We start from the raw sequence: 17992 nt of genomic DNA on the forward strand, positions 1-17992 counted from the left end.
TAGGCCGGATAAGCAACAGTGCCATCCGGCATTTTTTAACCGTGCTTGCGTAGCAGAGCCTCATTTTCGCCACGTTGCATCACCCGACCCAACACTTCCGCTTCCAGTTCCGCTAAACGTACCGTCCCCAGACGGCGCGGCCTCGCGATATCCACCGTCAAGTCCAGACCAATTTTCCCGTCCTCGATCAACAGAACCCGATCGGCCATTGCCACGGCCTCGCTGACGTCATGCGTGACCAGCAGCACTGTAAAACCGTGCTCTTGCCATAACGAGACGATCAAATCCTGCATTTCCAGCCGGGTCAGGGCATCCAGCGCGCCGAGAGGTTCATCCAGCAGCAATAATCCCGGCCGGTGGATCAGCGCGCGGGCCAGCGCGACACGCTGTTTCTGCCCGCCGGACAGCGCCGCAGGCCACTCCGCCGCCCGGTTTTCGAGACCGACCGCCGCCAGCGCCTGACGCGCCGCATCCCGCCAGCCGCCTTTCAGACCCAATCCAACATTATCGATCACCGACTTCCACGGCAGCAGGCGCGCATCCTGGAACATCATACGCGTGTCGTCCTGGATCTCGGCCAGCGGCGTTGTTCCGGCAAGCAATTCGCCAGCCGTAGGGGATTCCAGACCGGCCAGCAGACGCAGCAGCGTACTTTTCCCGCCACCGCTGCGTCCAACCACCGCCACAAATTGCCCGGCGGGAATATGCAGATCCAACTGGTTCAGCACCGTGTTGTCAGCATATTGTTTGGTTACCGCGTTGAGCAGTAGCGGCGTTCCCTGATTAAGACGAGCGGTATTCATACGGTTGCCTCTTTCGTGTAATAAGCAGGATTCCAGCGCAGCCAGACGCGCTCTAACAGCTGCGCGCTGACGTCGGCGAGTTTACCGAGCAGGGCATACAAAATAATCGCGACCACGACGATGTCCGTTTGCAGGAATTCCCTGGCGTTCATCGCCAGATAGCCGATCCCGGCGTTCGCCGAAATGGTTTCCGCCACAATCAGCGTCAACCACATCAACCCGAGCGCAAAACGGACGCCAACCATAATAGAGGGCAGGGCGCCGGGGAGGATCACATGCACAAACAGCGGGAAGCCGGATAAGCCATAGCTGCGAGCCATCTCCACCAGCCCCCGATCGATATTACGAATCCCATGCCAGGTATTGATATAAATCGGAAACAGCGTTCCCAGCGCCACGAGAAAAATCTTCGCGCTTTCATCAATCCCGAACCATAAAATCACCAGCGGGATCAGCGCCAGGTGCGGCACGTTACGCAGCATTTGTACTGAAGTATCCAGCAGACGTTCTCCCCACCGCGACAAACCGCTGATCAGCCCCAGCGTCAGACCGATAGAACCGCCAATTGAAAAGCCGATGAAAGCGCGCCACGAACTAATGGCCAGATGCTGCCAGAGTTCGCCGCTGGCGGAGAGTGTCCAGAATGCCGCGATCACCCCTTCAGGAGAGGGTAGTATGCGGGTTGACAACCAGCCCATCGAAGAGGCTATTTGCCAGACCGCCACGATGCCCACCGGTAAAAACCAGGGGGCAACGCGCAATAACCATTTGTTTGTGGGCGTTGCCATTGGCGTACTCCTTAACTCTGCGCGGCTTTACGGGGGATAAATTCATTGGCAACCGCTTCGCCTTGCTGATGCAGAGGCTGCGGCTGCGGAATTTCCGGGATGGCGACGTCCAGATGCGGGAACAGCAGTTCGCCCACGTTGTAGGCTTCTTCCAGATGCGGATAACCGGAGAGCACAAAACTGTCGATACCCAGCGCCGCGTACTCATTTATACGTGCGGCGACGGTCGGGCCATCACCCACCAGCGCGGTTCCCGCGCCGCCGCGCACCAGCCCGACGCCAGCCCACAAGTTAGGGCTGATCTCCAGTTGATCACGCTTACCGTTATGCAGCGCGGCCATCCGGTGCTGACCGACAGAATCCGTTCTGGCGAATGCGGCTTGCGCTTTGGCGATCGTATCGTCATCCAGGTGAGCAATCAGGCGATCGGCCGCACGCCAGGCCTCTTCATTGGTTTCACGCACAATAACGTGCAGGCGGATGCCGAAACGGATTTTACGCCCGCGAGCCGCTGCTTTGGCGCGTACCTGTTCAATTTTCTCTTTTACCTGCGCAGGCGGTTCGCCCCAGGTGAGATAGAGATCGACCTGCTCAGCGGCGAGATCCTGTGCGACATCCGATGAACCGCCAAAATAGAGCGGTGGATACGGTTGCTGAATGGCAGGGAAGAACAGTTTTGCGCCACGAACATGAATATGTTTACCGTTGAAGTCCACCGTCTCGCCTTGCAGCAGGCGTCGCCATACCTGCGTAAACTCGGATGAGGCTTCATAGCGTTCGGTGTGGTCAAGGAAGACGCCGTCACCGGCCAGCTCCTGCGGATCGCTACCGGTAACCAGATTAAACAGCGCGCGGCCATTGGAGAGTCTGTCCAGCGTTGCGGCCTGACGGGCGGCAACCGTTGGCGACGTGACGCTTGGGCGCAGGGCGACCAGGAATTTCAGTCGCTGTGTGACCGGAATCATTGAGGCGGCAACCAGCCAGGCGTCTTCGCAGGAACGCCCGGTTGGGATCAATACGCCTGTAAAGCCCAGGCGGTCCGCCGTTTGCGCGATTTGTTGCAGGTAACTGTGATCGACCGGGCGCGAGCCTGCTTCGGTTCCCAGATAATGCCCGTCACCGTGGGTAGGTAAAAACCAGAACATATTCAGGCTCATAATTTTGCTCCTTCTTGTTGAGTGGGCTGCCAGATACGCTGGCGAATATCAATTTTTTTCGGCACCAGACGGTTGTCGTAAAACAGATCGGCGGTTTGCTGCTGCAAGGTAGCGACAGAGGCGCTCACCGGCGTAATGGTGGTTGGCGGGCGATGATCCAGATAGGTGGCAATCACCGGTTCAGGCAATCCCATCGTTTTTGCCAGCAGGGTGATACTCTGTTCACGCTGGCTTATCGTTAACGCATCGGCCTGACTGAAGGTGTCCAGAACGCCCTGAATGAAGCTGCCGTTCTTTTCGGCATAAGGGCGCGCCGCCAGATAGAACGAACCGGTTTGTTTCAGGTCGGTCCCGTCTTTCAGAACGCGAACGCCACCCTGTAACAGCGCAGCGGAATAGTAAGGGTCCCAGATTGCCCACGCATCGACATTCCCCTGCTGGAACGCGGCGCGGGCGTCTGCTGGCGTCAGGTATGTGGCCTGGATATCGGTAAATTTAAGTCCGGCCTGTTGCAGTGCGCGCAACAGCAGATTGTGCGAACTGGAACCTTTCTGGAAGGCGACTTTGTGTTCTTTCAGATCCGCGACGGTTTTTATCGGACTGTTTTCAGGGACGAGAATGACCTCGGCTTTTGGTTTGGGAGGCTCAACGCCAACATAAACCAGGTCCGCCCCGGCAGCCTGCGCAAAAATAGGGGGGATATCGCCGGTACTGCCGAGATCGATACTGCCGACATTCAATGCCTCCAGCATTTGCGGGCCCGCCGGGAACTCAACCCAGGAGATTTTGGTTTGCGGGTAACGCTTCTCCAGCAGTTGGTGGCTTTTCGCCAGCACCATACTGATGCTGCCTTTCTGATAGCCGATGCGCAGTGCGTCAGGCGCTGACTCTGCCGCGTGTGACCAGGCTGAAAGCGAGAGCAATCCGGCCAGCGCCAGCCATTGAGGACGATGTCTGAAAAATTTAAACATGGGCAACGCCTCGTGGTGAATGAATGACGGGAACCGGCACATCGCGGCGGTGCAACGCTTGCCAGAATGTTTCAAGCGCGCTGTCAAGGCGATGTTGTAAATTAGGGGTGAACTGCGGTTTATGCTGGTAATCAATCACCTGGGAATCGTCGGCAAACACGCCGTGCAGGATCTCTTGTGCTTTCAGCGCGCTCAGCACCGGCTTGAGCGCGTAGTCAACGGCCAGTAAATGGGCGACAGTACCGCCGGTTGCCAGCGGTAATACGGCTTTGCCTTCCAGCGCTCGTTCAGGAAGCAGGTCGAGCAACGTTTTTAACGCCCCGGAATAGGCGGCTTTATAAACCGGCGTTGCGACGATCAGCCCGTCTGCATCCTGTAATTGTTCTATAAATGTTTTTAACGCCGGGCTGTCGAAACGCGCATATAGCAAGTCTTCGGGGTCAAAGTTATGCAAATTCCAGTGGCTGACTTCGACGTCCAGACTGTTCAGTTTTTCCCGGGAATATTCCAGTAACGCACTGGAACGAGAGGGAAAGCGTGGGCTTCCCGCCAGAGTGATGACGCGCATAATCTCAATCTCCCCTTATAACTAATTATTCGATTTTCATTAACATTGATAACAATTTGTGCAGTCTGACAGAGAGATTTTGTTTACCGAAATGATTTATGCGGGATAGAAAAGTTGGAAATTGAATAAAAAGAGGACAACAAGGAAAACGATTGCTATTTATTGCCGCAAGTCAATTCCCTTTTCGCTGGATATCGCACATAATACGCCCCCGGTCTGCACACCGGGAATCCAGGAGAGTTCATGTACTACCCCTTCGTTCGTAAAGCCCTTTTTCAGCTCGATCCAGAGCGCGCTCATGAATTTACGTTTCAGCAATTACGCCGTGTAACAGGCACGCCGCTGGAAGCGCTTGTCCGACAGAAAGTCCCTGCGAAGCCAGTAAGCTGCATGGGGCTGACATTTAAGAACCCGCTCGGCCTTGCTGCGGGTCTGGATAAGGACGGAGAGTGCATCGACGCTCTGGGCGCAATGGGATTCGGATCGATTGAGATCGGAACCGTGACGCCGCGCCCTCAGCCTGGTAACGATAAGCCGCGCCTTTTCCGCCTGGTTGATGCCGAAGGGTTGATCAACCGGATGGGCTTTAATAATTTGGGCGTTGATAACCTGGTAGAGAATGTCAAAAAAGCGCATTTCGACGGTATCCTCGGAATTAATATCGGCAAAAATAAAGATACGCCGGTAGAGAATGGCAAAGATGACTATCTGATTTGTATGGAAAAAATCTATGCATATGCCGGTTATATCGCCATTAATATCTCTTCGCCAAATACCCCAGGGTTACGTACGCTACAATATGGCGAGGCGCTGGATGATTTGCTGACGGCAATTAAAAATAAGCAAAATGATCTCCAGACGATCCATCATAAATATGTTCCGATCGCGGTAAAGATCGCCCCGGATCTTTCTGAGGACGAATTGATCCAGGTGGCCGACAGTTTAGTTCGCCATAATATTGATGGTGTGATTGCGACAAATACGACGCTCGATCGTTCTCTGGTTCAGGGAATGAAAAATTGCGATGAAACGGGTGGTTTAAGCGGTCGACCATTACAGTTAAAAAGTACAGAAATTATTCGCAGACTGTCCCAGGAATTGAAAGGACAGTTACCGATTATTGGCGTCGGCGGGATAGATTCTGTCATCGCGGCGCGTGAGAAGATGGCTGCTGGCGCTACGCTGGTACAAATTTATTCCGGCTTTATTTTTAAAGGCCCGCAACTGATTAAAGAAATCGTTACCCATATTTGATTCTTTTCTCTCATTATCAGACAACCAGGGCTTTATTTCCGGCCCTGGTTGTTTTATATTCCTTCATTGTTGCTTATTTAAACATTTTAGGCTTTGCTTATTAAGGTAATAAACGAAGCGGTGAAAAAGGACATTTTTGCAACAGGGTGATGGAAACGGGAGAGAGTACAATGCGAATTAAACCTGACGATAACTGGCGCTGGTATTATGATGAAGAGCATGACCGAATGATGCTCGATTTAGCCAATGGCATGTTATTTCGCTCGCGCTTTGCTCGCAAAATGCTCACGCCGGATGCATTTTCGCCGTCTGGTTTTTGTGTCGATGATGCCGCGCTCTATTTCTCTTTTGAAGAAAAATGTCGCGATCTCGAATTATCGAAAGAACAAAAAGCGGAACTGGTGCTCAATGCGCTGGTGGCGATCCGTTATCTGAAACCACAGATGCCAAAAAGCTGGCATTTTGTCGCACACGGCGAGATCTGGACGCCAACGGTGGGTGATGCCGCCTGCGTGTGGCTTAGCGACACCGAAGAGCAGGTGAATTTACTGGTGGTTGAGCCGGGTGAAAACGCGGCGCTGTGCCTGCTGGCCCAGCCCGGTGTCGTCGTGGCTGGACGCACTATGCAGCTCGGCGATGCGATTAAGATCATGAACGACAGACTGAAGCCGCAACAGCGACTCGCCAGCTTCAGCCTTGAACAAGCGGTTTAATTTCCCAGCCTGAGCGCGGTTTTTGGCACGCAGCTACAGCTAAGAATCGTTCCGTCATCGTTAATCGCTGATTTTTTCAGCGGACTCACTTCGCCTTCCAGCAGCGTTATCCGGCAACTGCCGCAGATCCCGGCCCGACATGAATAAGGGATGCGGATACCCTGATTCTCCAGTTGTTCAAGCAGCACCTGTTGGTTATTCCCACGAAAGGTTTGCCCCTGCCAGTCGATAGTGACTGTCGTATCAGGCTGTTTTTCCGGCGCCACCGCATCATCAGAATTTGCGGCGCCATAAGGTTTGGCGGGGGCGGTTGCGAGAATGTCAACCTCATCGCCTACGCGAATGACGCCGCTGTTACGCGCAATCAGGTTCTGCCCGAAATCAACATCGCCGTTGTCCTGCGCCGTGCGAAAGGCTTGCAAGGTTGCCAGCGGCTCACCCGTTGGGTGCTTTTGCCCTTTCTCAGGGCTGACGGTGGTGAAAATACAACGGCTGCACGGTTTTGCGACATCAAAGATGACGTCGCCGATACGAATGACCTTCCAGGTGTCTTCTTCCCAGGGTGCCGCGCCGGAAACGACCAGATTGGGACGAAACTGTTCTATTTTCACGCCAGCCGGGCAACGCTGCTGTAAGTCGCGCAGTGAGGCTTCGTTGGCCAGCAGAAAGGGATAACCATCAGCAAATGACAACGGCACATCGTCGCGGCGTTTGACTCTGCGCGTAAGTTGGGGGCCGACCCAGCGTAATTGCACGTCACGGGAAAAGAATCCGCTTAACCACTGATTTATCGCGTCCGGGGCGATACGGGCAGTAAAATGGTTTCCCCAGACTTCGGTTGGCGCATCCTGCGCGGCGAAATCAGCAAAGCGCACCACCACGCTGCTGCCATCCGGGGCGCTAAGATGTAATCCGTCGTGTAGCGGAGAAGGCGTAAAGCGCACCATTTGCGGAAACTGGCGGGCGGTAATAAAGGTGCCATCAGGTTCAGTAACCATAAAGATACGATCGAAAGCCAGGCCACTGATGTCTGCCAGCGCATGCGTCAGGCCGATGCCGCGCATCGATTTGACCGGATGAATAAAAAGCCGGGTTAACGTCACCACTGTACAGCCCTCGAACGAAAATAAGCTTTCAATCTTATGACATGAGCGCCAGATTAGCTATATAAGCCCCATCCTTCACGCTTGTCGCTGCGAGGCAACGCGAAAGATTTTGTGTATAATGCGCAGCAATTTTCTTAGAGTAAAAGTGACAATATGAATTCTCTGTTTGCCAGTACGGCCCGCGGGCTGGAAGAGCTGTTAAAAACTGAACTTGAAAACCTGGGCGCTGCGGATTGCCAGGTGGTTCAGGGTGGTGTCCATTTTCAGGGCGACACGCGGCTTGTGTACCAGAGTTTAATGTGGAGCCGCCTGGCCTCGCGTATTATGCTGCCGATGGGAGAGTGCAAGGTCTACAGCGATTTAGACCTGTACCTCGGCGTGCAGGCAATCAACTGGACAGAGATTTTTAATCCAGACGCCACCTTTGCCGTACATTTTAGTGGGCTGAACGACACCATTCGCAATAGCCAGTATGGTGCGATGAAAGTAAAGGATGCGATTGTTGATGCGTTCACGCGTAAAAACCTGCCGCGTCCTAATGTCGATCGTGAATCTCCAGATATTCGCGTTAACGTCTGGCTGAACAAAGACACTGCCAGCATTGCCCTCGATCTGAGCGGCGATGGCCTGCACCTGCGCGGCTATCGCGATCGTACCGGTCTGGCACCAATTAAAGAGACGCTGGCGGCGGCCATCGTGATGCGTTCCGGCTGGCAGCCGGGAACGCCGCTGCTCGACCCGATGTGTGGTTCCGGTACGCTGCTGATCGAGGCCGCAATGTGGGCGACCGATCGCGCGCCGGGTCTGCATCGTGGTCACTGGGGCTTTAGCGGCTGGGCGCAGCATGATGAGGCTATCTGGCAGGAAGTCAAAGCAGAAGCGCAAACCCGCGCCCGTAAAGGGCTTGCGGAATATAGCTCGCATTTTTATGGTTCTGACAGCGATGCCCGCGTGATTGAACGTGCGCGCAGCAACGCCCGTCGCGCAGGCATCGGTGAGTTGATTACCTTCGAGGTAAAAGATGTCGCCCAACTGAGCAACCCGCTGCCGAAAGGGCCGTACGGTACGGTAATCAGCAACCCGCCGTATGGTGAGCGTCTGGACAGCGAACCGGCGCTGATTGCGCTGCACAGCCTGCTGGGGCGCACCATGAAAAATCAGTTCGGCGGCTGGAGCCTGTCGCTGTTCAGCGCCTCGCCGGATCTGCTGAACTGCCTGCAACTGCGCGCGGATAAGCAATTCAAAGCCAAAAACGGCCCGCTGGACTGCGTGCAGAAAAACTATCATCTGGCGGAAAAAACGCCAGACAGCAAGCCTGCGACGGTGGCGGAAGATTACGCCAACCGCCTGCGCAAAAATATTAAGAAGCTGGAGAAATGGGCGCGCCAGGAAGGGATCGAATGCTATCGCCTGTATGATGCCGATCTGCCGGAATACAATGTGGCGGTCGATCGCTACGGCGAGTGGGTGGTGATTCAGGAATATGCGCCGCCGAAAACGGTTGATGCGCAGAAAGCGCGTCAGCGTCTGTTCGACATCATCGCCGCCACGCTGTTGGTACTGGAGATGGCGCCGAATAAACTGGTGTTAAAAACCCGTGAGCGCCAGAAAGGCAAAAGCCAGTATCAAAAGATGAACGAGAAGGGTGAGTTCATTGAAGTCAGCGAATATAACGCGCGTTTATGGGTTAACCTGACCGACTATCTTGATACCGGTCTGTTCCTCGATCACCGTATTGCGCGCCGGATGCTGGGTCAGATGAGCAAAGGCAAAGATTTCCTTAACCTGTTCTCCTATACCGGCAGCGCCAGCGTACATGCGGGGCTGGGCGGCGCACGCAGCACCACTACGGTGGACATGTCGCGTACCTATCTGGAGTGGGCTGAACGTAACCTGCGTCTGAATGGGCTGAGCGGCCGTGCGCACCGCCTGATTCAGGCCGATTGCCTGGGCTGGCTGCGTGAGGCGAATGAACAGTTCGATCTGATTTTTATCGATCCGCCGACGTTCTCCAACTCAAAACGGATGGACGAGTCGTTTGATGTGCAGCGCGATCACCTGGTGTTAATGAAAGATCTGAAACGTCTGCTGCGCAAAGGCGGCACGATCATGTTCTCCAACAACAAACGCGGATTCCGTATGGATCTGGATGGCCTGGCGGCGCTGGGACTGAAAGCACAAGAAATTACGCAAAAAACGCTTTCTCAGGACTTTGCCCGTAATCGTCAGATCCACAACTGCTGGCTGATTACCGCAGCCTGAAAGGAAAAGTAAATGTCATTAATCAGTATGCATGGCGCATGGCTGTCGTTTAGCGACGCGCCGCTTCTCGATAACGCAGAGCTGCATATCGAGGATAACGAACGCGTGTGCCTGGTGGGCCGTAATGGCGCCGGGAAGTCAACGCTGATGAAGATCCTCAACCGCGAACAGGGACTGGATGACGGACGCATCATTTACGAGCAGGATCTGATCGTCGCGCGTCTGCAACAGGATCCGCCGCGTAATGTCGAAGGCAGCGTTTATGATTTTGTTGCGGAAGGGATCGAGGAGCAGGCTGAATATCTGAAACGTTACCACGATATTTCCCGCCTGGTGATGACCGACCCCAGCGATAAAAATCTCAATGAGATGGCGCGGGTGCAGGAACAGCTCGACCACCACAACCTGTGGCAACTGGAAAACCGTATTAATGAAGTGCTGGCGCAGCTTGGACTCGATCCTAACGCGGCGCTCTCTTCGCTTTCCGGCGGCTGGCTGCGTAAAGCGGCGCTGGGCAGGGCGTTGGTCAGCAACCCTCGCGTATTGTTGCTGGATGAGCCGACCAACCACCTGGATATTGAAACGATCGACTGGCTGGAAACGTTCCTGAAATCTTTCAACGGGACGATTATTTTCATTTCCCACGACCGTTCGTTTATCCGCAATATGGCTACCCGCATTGTCGATCTCGATCGTGGCAAACTGGTTTCTTATCCGGGAGATTACGATCAGTATCTGCTGGAGAAAGAAGAAGCCCTGCGCGTGGAAGAGTTACAGAATGCCGAGTTCGATCGCAAACTGGCGCAGGAAGAAGTCTGGATCCGCCAGGGTATTAAAGCGCGCCGTACCCGCAATGAAGGTCGCGTACGCGCCCTGAAAGCGATGCGCCGCGAGCGCAGCGAACGCCGTGAAGTGATGGGGACGGCGAAGATGCAGGTCGAAGAAGCGGCCCGCTCCGGCAAGATTGTTTTCGAGATGGAAAACGTCAGCTATCAGGTTGACGGCAAGCAGCTGGTAAACGATTTCTCCGCGCAGGTGCAGCGTGCCGACAAGATTGCTTTAATTGGCCCTAACGGCTGTGGGAAAACCACGTTGCTGAAACTGATGCTGGGCCAGCTTCAGGCGGACAGCGGACGTATTCATGTCGGCACGAAGCTGGAAGTGGCTTATTTCGATCAGCATCGCGCGGAACTGGATCCCGATAAAACCGTAATGGATAACCTTGCTGAAGGTAAGCAAGAGGTGCTGGTTAACGGTAAGCCGCGTCATGTGCTGGGCTATCTTCAGGACTTCCTGTTCCATCCCAAGCGCGCCATGACGCCGGTTCGCGCCCTGTCTGGCGGAGAACGTAACCGTCTCTTACTGGCACGTTTGTTCCTGAAACCCAGCAATTTGCTGATTCTCGATGAACCGACCAACGATCTGGACGTTGAAACGCTGGAGTTGCTGGAAGAGTTGATTGACGGCTATCAGGGAACTGTCCTGCTGGTGAGCCATGACCGTCAGTTTGTGGATAACACCGTGACCGAGTGCTGGATCTTCGAGGGCGGCGGTAAGATTGGTTGCTATGTCGGCGGATACCATGATGCGCGTGGTCAGCAGGAACAGCATCTGGCGTTTAAACAACCCGTCGTCAAGAAAACTGAGGAAGTGGTTGCCCCGAAAGCAGAAATTGTAAAGCGCGGCAGTAACAAACTAAGCTATAAACTGCAACGCGAACTGGAACAGCTCCCCCAGTTACTGGAAGAGCTGGAGGCCAAACTGGAAGCGTTGCAGGCGCAGGTGGCGGATGCCGCCTTTTTCAGCCAACCGCATGATCATACGCAAAAAGTTCTGGCCGATTTGAGCCACGCAGAGCAGGAACTTGAACAAGCCTTTGAGCGCTGGGAGTATCTTGAAGCCTTGAAGAATGGCGCATAATTAAAGGAGCGCATATGTGCGAACATCATCATGCTGCGAAGCACATTTTATGCTCGCAATGTGACATGCTGGTGGCGTTGCCCCACCTTGAGCATGGGCAGAAAGCGGCATGTCCAAGATGTGGCACAACGCTGACGACCGAGTGGGACGCGCCAAGGCAGCGTCCTACCGCCTATTCGTTAGTGGCGTTGTTTATGCTGCTGCTTTCCAATCTTTTCCCTTTCGTAAATATGAACGTCGCGGGTGTGAGGAGCGAAGTTACGCTGCTTGAAATCCCCGGCGTCATGTTTTCGGAAAATTACGCCAGCCTTGGCACCTTCTTTTTGCTGTTTGTCCAGCTGGTTCCGGCTTTTTGTCTGGTAACGATATTATTGCTTGTGAATCGCGTCGAATTGCCGCTACGTGTGAAAAAGGTTCTGGCGCGCGTGCTGTTCCAGCTAAAAACCTGGGGAATGGCGGAGATCTTCCTCGCAGGCGTGCTGGTCAGTTTTGTTAAGCTGATGGCTTACGGGGATATCGGGGTTGGAAGCAGTTTTATTCCGTGGTGCTTCTTCTGCATCCTGCAATTGCGCGCGTTTCAGTGCGTCGATCGCCGTTGGTTATGGGACGATATTACGCCGATGCCTGTGCTGGCGCAGCCGCTGAAACCTGGCGTTACCGGCATTTGCCAGGGACTGCGTTCCTGCTCCTGCTGTACGGCTATTCTCCCGGAGAATGAATTAGTGTGTCCGCGCTGTCATGCAAAGGGGCATGTGCGACGCAAAAACAGCCTGCAATGGACGCTGGCCCTGTTATTTACGTCGATCATGCTTTATCTGCCCGCGAATATCATGCCGATCATGATCACCGATTTATTGGGATCGAAGATGCCTTCTACGATCCTCGCCGGGGTCGTTTTGCTCTGGAGTGAAGGGTCTTATCCGGTGGCGGCGGTTATTTTTATTGCCAGTATTATGGTGCCAACGCTAAAAATGATTGCGATTGCCTGGCTGTGCTGGGATGCGAAAGGGCATGGCAAACGCGACAGTGAAAGAATGCACCTGATTTATGAGGTGGTGGAATTTGTTGGCCGCTGGTCAATGATTGATGTGTTTGTAATTGCCGTACTCTCTGCGTTGGTGCGCATGGGGGGGTTAATGAATATTTATCCAGCGATGGGTGCATTGATGTTTGCTTTAGTCGTCATTATGACAATGTTTTCTGCGATGACCTTTGATCCGCGTCTGTCGTGGGATCGTGAACCTGAACCAGGCCATGAGGAGTCCTGACAGTATGGAATCTAAAAATGGGGAAGCCAAAGTGCAGAAGGTAAAAAACTGGTCTCCCGTGTGGATATTCCCTATCGTCACTGCGCTGATTGGGGCATGGGTGCTGTTTTATCACTACAGCCATCAGGGGCCTGAAGTCACCTTGATCACCACGAATGCTGAAGGTATTGAAGGCGGTAAGACCACCATCAAGAGCCGTAGCGTGGATGTGGGGGTGGTGGAAAGCGCGACGCTGACCGACGATCTTACGCATGTAGAGATCAAAGCCAGATTGCATTCCGGCATGGAAAAACTGCTGCACAAAGATTCGGTCTTTTGGGTGGTGAAACCGCAGGTCGGGCGTGAAGGGATCAGCGGCTTAGGCACGTTGCTGTCCGGGGCATATATTGAGTTGCAGCCGGGGACGAAAGGTAACAGGCTGGAGGATTACCAGTTGCTGGATTCCCCACCTCTGGCGCCGCCAGATGCGAAAGGCATCCGCGTTATTCTTGACAGCAAAAAAGCCGGGCAGCTCAGTCCGGGCGATCCGGTGCTTTTCCGTGGCTACCGCGTTGGCTCGGTTGAAACCAGCACCTTCGATCCGCAAAAACGCTCCATCAGCTATCAACTCTTCATTAATGCGCCAAACGATCGCCTGGTGACCAGCAACGTCCGCTTCTGGAAGGACAGCGGTATCGCGGTGGATCTGACTTCCGCCGGTATGCGGGTTGAAATGGGATCGCTAAGCACGCTGTTTGGCGGTGGCGTGAGCTTTGACGTGCCGGAAGGGCTTGAACTGGGGCAGCCGGTTGCGGAAAAAACCGCTTTCAGCCTGTATGACGATCAGCGAAGCATTCAGGATTCGCTGTATACCGACCACATCGACTATCTGATGTTCTTCAAAGATTCGATTCGCGGCCTGCAACCGGGCGCACCGCTGGAGTTCCGCGGGATTCGTCTGGGGACGGTCAGCAAAGTGCCTTTCTTTGCGCCGAATATGCGTCAGGTATTTAACACTGATTACCGTATTCCGGTGCTGGTACGCATTGAGCCGGAACGCCTGAAAGCACAATTGGGCGAAGAGACGGATGTCGGCGCGCATCTGGCCGAACTGCTCAAACGCGGCCTGCGCGGTTCACTGAAAACGGGCAATCTGGTGACCGGCGCGCTGTATGTTGATCTGGACTTCTATCCGAAAGAGCCGCCAATTACGGGCATTCATGAGTTTAACGGTTATCAGATCATCCCGACGGTAAGCGGCGGTCTGGCGCAAATCCAGCAGCGTCTGATGGAAGCGCTGGATAAAATTAATAACCTGCCGCTGAATCCGATGATTCAACAGGCGACCAATACGCTGTCGGAAAGCCAGCGGACGATGAAGCATCTGCAAACCACGCTGGATAATATGAACAAGATTACTTCCAGCCAGTCGATGCAGCAGCTTCCGGCGGATATGCAGAACACCTTGCGCGAACTGAACCGCAGCATGCAGGGCTTCCAGCCAGGCTCCGCAGCGTATAACAAGATGGTGGCGGATATGCAGCGTCTTGATCAGGTTCTCCGTGAACTGCAACCGGTATTGAAAACGCTGAACGAAAAGAGCAACGCGCTGGTATTTGAAGCGAAGGACAAGAAAGATCCAGAGCCGAAGAGGGCGAAACAATGAAAAAGTGGCTAGTGGTGATGATGGCGTTCTGGTTAACGTCATGTAGTAGTAGCGGAGAAAACAAGAGCTACTACCAGCTACCCGTCGCGCAAGGGGGCGTACAGAGTACGGCAAGCCAGGGAAACCGCTTATTGTGGGTGGAACAGGTTTCGGTGCCGGACTACCTGGCGGGCAACGGCGTGGTGTATCAAACCAGTGATGTGCAGTACGTGATTGCGAGTAACAATCTTTGGGCCAGCCCGCTGGACCAGCAGTTGCGCAATACGCTGGTGGCGAATCTGAGCGCCCAGCTTCCGGGCTGGGTGGTTGCCTCACAGCCGCTGGGCAGCGTGCAGGATACGCTTAACGTGACGGTGACGGGATTTCATGGCCGTTATGATGGCAAAGTTATCGTAAGCGGGGAGTGGCTACTGAACCATCAGGGGCAGTTGATTAAGCGCCCATTCCACATCGAAACCGCGCAGCAGCAGGACGGGTATGACGAAATGGTCAAGATGCTGGCAGCCGCCTGGAATCAGGAAGCCGCCGCTATCGCTCAGGCGCTGAAGCAAATACCATAAGTTAAAAATATTGTAAATTTAACCGCTTTCGGCATATCGCCGGGGCGGTTTTTTTGTTTTTCTGCCCGGTGAAAATAGCTGTTCTGGCTCACAATTTTTGTACAAATGATTTATTGAGTAGCTCACAAATATGACAATGGCGTGAATTTTGCGCATTGACGGGACAACTTTTTCGCGGTATTCGTTTACTGTGATTGCACATTTCGTAATCACTGTTTTCTTTTCCACCAGACATGAAGATGAGGGAAACGAGGCATGAAGAGACAAAAACGAGATCGCCTGGAACGGGCACATCAACGTGGATATCAGGCCGGCATTGCCGGACGCTCAAAAGAAATGTGTCCCTATCAGACGCTGAATCAGAGGTCGCACTGGCTGGGAGGTTGGCGAGAAGCCATGGCGGACAGGGTAGTAATGGCCTGATTCTGTCTCTTTAGAAAAAAGAAACCTCCGCAGTGCGGAGGTTTCGCCTTTTTACAGGCAGGTCAGATAACGTGGTTATGCTGCCATCCGGCAATGACGCCGTGCTTGTGGCAACGCTTATCAGACCTGGAAATATCCGCGATCAGAACGCTGACGTGTCCTGGAACAGACCTACTTTTAGGTCGTTGGCGGTGTAGATCAGACGGCCATCAACCAGAACTTCGCCATCCGCCAGACCCATGATCAGACGACGGTTAACGATACGTTTGAAGTGAATACGGTAGGTCACTTTCTTCGCGCTTGGCAGAACCTGACCGGTAAATTTCACTTCACCTACGCCCAGCGCACGGCCTTTACCTTCGCCGCCCAGCCAGCCGAGATAGAATCCAACCAACTGCCACATTGCGTCCAGACCCAGGCAGCCCGGCATAACCGGATCGCCGATAAAGTGGCATCCGAAGAACCAGAGATCTGGATTGATATCCAGCTCAGCTTCAACATAACCTTTGTCGAAGTTACCGCCAGTCTCTGTCATTTTGATGACACGGTCCATCATCAGCATGTTTGGTGCCGGCAGTTGTGGGCCTTTAGCGCCAAACAGTTCACCGCGACCAGAGGCAAGAAGGTCTTCTTTTGTATAGGATTCGCGTTTATCTACCATGTTCTCTGTAAGCCTTATTTTATTGAAGCACGCAGGATAGCTAACACGTGTACGCTGAACAAGTCCGATCAGTTCGGTATAAACCAGTTTAGCCAACGTAGCGGCCAGGGAAAACGATGACGTCCTTCCTGTTGTGTAGCCTGGGCAATACGTTCCTGGATGGTCTGCATCAATGTTGTCTGACCTTCGCCATCCCACACCAGATTAAGCAGAAGCGGCAGTGCGTCTGTTACGTCGTCTACCGCCCAGATGCTGAATTTCTCTTCTTCCACGGCCTGCAACAGCGCAGGCTGGAGGCTGAGGTGTCTCACGTTAGCCGCCGGAATAATAACGCCTTGTTTACCCGTCAGTTCACGCTGCTGACAAATTGTGAAAAAGCCTTCAATTTTTTCATTCAGGCCGCCAACAGGCTGGGCGCGTCCAAACTGATCGACGGAACCGGTAATCGCGATATTTTGATTAACCGGCACGTTGGACAGAGCGCTGATCAATGCGCACAGTTCTGCCATTGAGGCGCTGTCGCCATCCACTTCACTATAGGACTGTTCAAAGGTTAGCGAGGCGGAGAACGGGATTTGCTGTTCAAGCTGTAGTTCCGACATCAGGAAAGCCTGCATGATCATCATCCCCTTGGCATGAATGTTACCGCCAAGCTCGGCTTTTCGCTCGATGTCCGTGAATTCACCGTCGCCAATATGAACGACGCAGCTGATGCGTGAAGGCTCGCCAAACGCGCGCGGATGGCCGGGAAATTCAATGACGGAAAGAGCGTTAATCTGACCAATGCGCTCGCCTTCCGTTTCAATCAGGATCTGCTCTTGCAGGATTTCGTCCTGCATGCGCTCCGCAAGATAGCCTTCACGCCATTCGCGTTGGGCAAGCATCAGGGCGAGCTGTTCGGCGCTGCATGTCCCGTCCTGGCACAACGGCGCGGCTTCTCTGAACTGGCGGGAAATCCATAGCGGACACAGTGGAAGCGTGTCCTGTTCTCCCGTGTAGCGAACGGCTTCGCGTACCAGCACTTGCCAGGCATCAGGCGTTGGCGAGGGCAGATTATTGCGTTTAAGCGTGTGCTGAACCCACTGACACCACTGGGTCATGGTTTCGGCATCCACTATTTGCAGATTATCTTCAAATTCGCTGTAAATTGCCTGTTCAGCCAGTTCCGGCTCCATTTCCTGGAAGTCGGCTAACGATTCACGTTCGCCGACCAACACGACTTTCAGCTTGAGCGGCATAGACGGTACAGAGACCGGCAACGGACGCGACTCGTCAAACGCGACCCAGTCGAAGCGGTTATGGCTGACAATCGCCTTCAGACGCATCCACAGCAACGGCTGCGCCAGAAGGGTGCGTAAGGAAATCACCAGAACGCCGCCGTTAGCCTGATGCACCAGACCCGGTTGCAGCGTAATTTCGCCGTTAAACTGGCGCAGACAGCCAAACAGCTGTTCGGCTTCAACCCAGTCAGCGCCGACAACCTGCGCCGACGTGGCAAAATTGTCTTCTGCTTTTTCTGCTGCGCGATAACGGATAGTGTGGCCCGAAATTTCGTAATGGCCCCCGGTCAGCTGACCGGCATCGGCTTGCAACGTTCTGGCCGCATCAGAAAGGAGAGTGAGATACTCGGGCTCTTCCGGCGCTTTCGCCAGCATAAAAGAGGACGACGCCCAGGGCTGGAGAAGTTGTTCCAGCGCAAATTGCAGTCGCGGTTGAATATCGCTGAGTAGGGTGGCGCTTTCGTCAGTAAAGTGTGGCTGTGCAAATATTTCCTGATAACTGTCGGTATCAGGAACCAGATCACGCCATGCAAGTTTCGTAATGGTCAAAGTTGAGGTTTTTTAGTCTGTTGTAAAAAACGCGATTATACCGTAACAGGCAACGCTGCACACG

Annotated in this window: 16 protein-coding genes; 8 read left to right on the forward strand and 8 right to left on the reverse strand. The window is 53.9% G+C overall.

Annotation, left to right across the window (positions count from 1 at the left end; translation table 11 throughout):
- Nucleotides 1-35 precede the first annotated feature (35 nt).
- From ssuB to ssuE, 5 genes are read right to left on the reverse strand one after another with little or no spacing between them, the layout of a single operon-like run.
- Complete coding sequence (gene ssuB / locus OGX93_RS08635) at nucleotides 36-803, reverse strand: aliphatic sulfonates ABC transporter ATP-binding protein (RefSeq protein WP_104868832.1); 768 nt, start codon at nucleotides 801-803, stop codon at nucleotides 36-38.
- Entirely contained in the window at nucleotides 800-1591 is a 792-nt protein-coding gene (ssuC, locus tag OGX93_RS08640; RefSeq protein ID WP_012132983.1) for an aliphatic sulfonate ABC transporter permease SsuC, read from the reverse strand. The genes ssuB and ssuC overlap by 4 nt, the downstream gene beginning before the upstream one ends.
- Nucleotides 1592-1602: 11 nt before the next feature.
- Entirely contained in the window at nucleotides 1603-2748 is a 1146-nt protein-coding gene (gene ssuD / locus OGX93_RS08645; RefSeq protein ID WP_114848413.1) for an FMNH2-dependent alkanesulfonate monooxygenase, read from the reverse strand.
- Nucleotides 2745-3719 carry a sulfonate ABC transporter substrate-binding protein gene (locus tag OGX93_RS08650; protein ID WP_115609416.1) on the reverse strand — a complete coding sequence of 325 codons (975 nt, stop codon included), beginning with the start codon at nucleotides 3717-3719 and terminating at the stop codon, nucleotides 2745-2747. The genes ssuD and OGX93_RS08650 overlap by 4 nt, the downstream gene beginning before the upstream one ends.
- A complete protein-coding gene (ssuE, locus tag OGX93_RS08655; protein WP_012132980.1) occupies nucleotides 3712-4287 on the reverse strand; it encodes an NADPH-dependent FMN reductase in 576 nt (191 codons plus the stop codon). The genes OGX93_RS08650 and ssuE overlap by 8 nt, the downstream gene beginning before the upstream one ends.
- Before the next feature lie 243 nt (nucleotides 4288-4530).
- Between ssuE and pyrD the strand changes: the two genes are divergently transcribed.
- Nucleotides 4531-5541, forward strand: coding sequence for a quinone-dependent dihydroorotate dehydrogenase (gene pyrD / locus OGX93_RS08660; protein ID WP_049009865.1), 1011 nt, complete (start codon nucleotides 4531-4533; stop codon nucleotides 5539-5541).
- A 170-nt stretch (nucleotides 5542-5711) separates the two neighbouring features.
- Nucleotides 5712-6254 carry a cell division protein ZapC gene (gene zapC, locus OGX93_RS08665; protein WP_024130474.1) on the forward strand — a complete coding sequence of 181 codons (543 nt, stop codon included), beginning with the start codon at nucleotides 5712-5714 and terminating at the stop codon, nucleotides 6252-6254.
- Here the strand turns inward: zapC and OGX93_RS08670 are convergent.
- The gene (locus OGX93_RS08670; RefSeq protein WP_286449302.1) at nucleotides 6251-7360 is read right to left on the reverse strand and encodes a YcbX family protein; all 1110 of its coding nucleotides are present in this window, start codon (nucleotides 7358-7360) and stop codon (nucleotides 6251-6253) included. The two genes, zapC and OGX93_RS08670, sit on opposite strands and share 4 nt — an antisense overlap.
- A gap of 153 nt (nucleotides 7361-7513) precedes the next feature.
- Between OGX93_RS08670 and rlmKL the strand changes: the two genes are divergently transcribed.
- From rlmKL to rmf, 6 genes are all read left to right on the forward strand, one after another.
- Nucleotides 7514-9622 carry a bifunctional 23S rRNA (guanine(2069)-N(7))-methyltransferase RlmK/23S rRNA (guanine(2445)-N(2))-methyltransferase RlmL gene (rlmKL, locus tag OGX93_RS08675; RefSeq protein ID WP_058668971.1) on the forward strand — a complete coding sequence of 703 codons (2109 nt, stop codon included), beginning with the start codon at nucleotides 7514-7516 and terminating at the stop codon, nucleotides 9620-9622.
- Between the two features lie 12 nt (nucleotides 9623-9634).
- The gene (locus OGX93_RS08680; protein WP_200075416.1) at nucleotides 9635-11542 is read left to right on the forward strand and encodes an ABC transporter ATP-binding protein; all 1908 of its coding nucleotides are present in this window, start codon (nucleotides 9635-9637) and stop codon (nucleotides 11540-11542) included.
- Nucleotides 11543-11556: 14 nt separating this feature from the next.
- On the forward strand, nucleotides 11557-12810 hold the full coding sequence (gene pqiA / locus OGX93_RS08685; protein WP_200075415.1) for a membrane integrity-associated transporter subunit PqiA: 1254 nt from the start codon (nucleotides 11557-11559) through the stop codon (nucleotides 12808-12810).
- A 4-nt stretch (nucleotides 12811-12814) separates the two neighbouring features.
- Entirely contained in the window at nucleotides 12815-14455 is a 1641-nt protein-coding gene (gene pqiB / locus OGX93_RS08690; protein ID WP_047457720.1) for an intermembrane transport protein PqiB, read from the forward strand.
- Nucleotides 14452-15015, forward strand: a complete 564-nt coding sequence (gene pqiC, locus OGX93_RS08695) for a membrane integrity-associated transporter subunit PqiC (protein ID WP_200075414.1) — start codon at nucleotides 14452-14454, stop codon at nucleotides 15013-15015. The genes pqiB and pqiC overlap by 4 nt, the downstream gene beginning before the upstream one ends.
- 255 nt (nucleotides 15016-15270) lie before the next feature.
- The gene (rmf, locus tag OGX93_RS08700) at nucleotides 15271-15438 is read left to right on the forward strand and encodes a ribosome modulation factor (protein WP_012905338.1); all 168 of its coding nucleotides are present in this window, start codon (nucleotides 15271-15273) and stop codon (nucleotides 15436-15438) included.
- A gap of 142 nt (nucleotides 15439-15580) precedes the next feature.
- Here rmf and fabA read toward each other — a convergent pair whose 3' ends face one another.
- Nucleotides 15581-16099, reverse strand: coding sequence for a bifunctional 3-hydroxydecanoyl-ACP dehydratase/trans-2-decenoyl-ACP isomerase (gene fabA / locus OGX93_RS08705; RefSeq protein WP_012132970.1), 519 nt, complete (start codon nucleotides 16097-16099; stop codon nucleotides 15581-15583).
- 68 nt (nucleotides 16100-16167) lie between these two features.
- Nucleotides 16168-17928, reverse strand: coding sequence for an AAA family ATPase (locus tag OGX93_RS08710; protein ID WP_286449301.1), 1761 nt, complete (start codon nucleotides 17926-17928; stop codon nucleotides 16168-16170).
- Nucleotides 17929-17992: the final 64 nt, after the last annotated feature.

Origin of the sequence: Citrobacter sp. CK195 (assembly GCF_030333365.1) — a bacterium.
GTDB lineage: Bacteria > Pseudomonadota > Gammaproteobacteria > Enterobacterales > Enterobacteriaceae > Citrobacter_B > Citrobacter_B koseri.